Source organism: Opacimonas viscosa (genome assembly GCF_024199005.1).
GTDB classification, from domain to species: Bacteria; Pseudomonadota; Gammaproteobacteria; order Enterobacterales; family Alteromonadaceae; genus Opacimonas; species Opacimonas viscosa.
Genome location: NZ_JANATA010000289.1, coordinates 1 through 243, shown reverse-complemented (window position 1 = coordinate 243; position 243 = coordinate 1). Strand labels below are relative to the sequence as shown.

Genomic DNA, 243 nt, shown 5'->3' with positions numbered 1-243 from the left:
ATCGTGCAAGTTGAGCAATTCTGCACCTGATGAAAACGTGCGTGCGCTATAACCTTGTGTGGTGATCATTGCGTGTAAATGAAGTCTCGAAATTTCTAAGTCGTCTACAATGGCAAATTTTGCATTAGAAACGTGAACCGCTTTGGCAGGTGGTGTTTCAACAGGTTTAATGGGAAATAAAATTTTAAATTCAGAGCCTACATTTAATGTACTGGTTACGGTTATAGTACCGCCTAGCTTATC

General features: G+C 39.9%; 1 pseudogene. It reads right to left on the bottom strand.

The window, feature by feature from the left end:
• A pseudogene (locus NLF92_RS13640) lies at nt 1-243 on the bottom strand (hybrid sensor histidine kinase/response regulator); the annotation flags it as partial.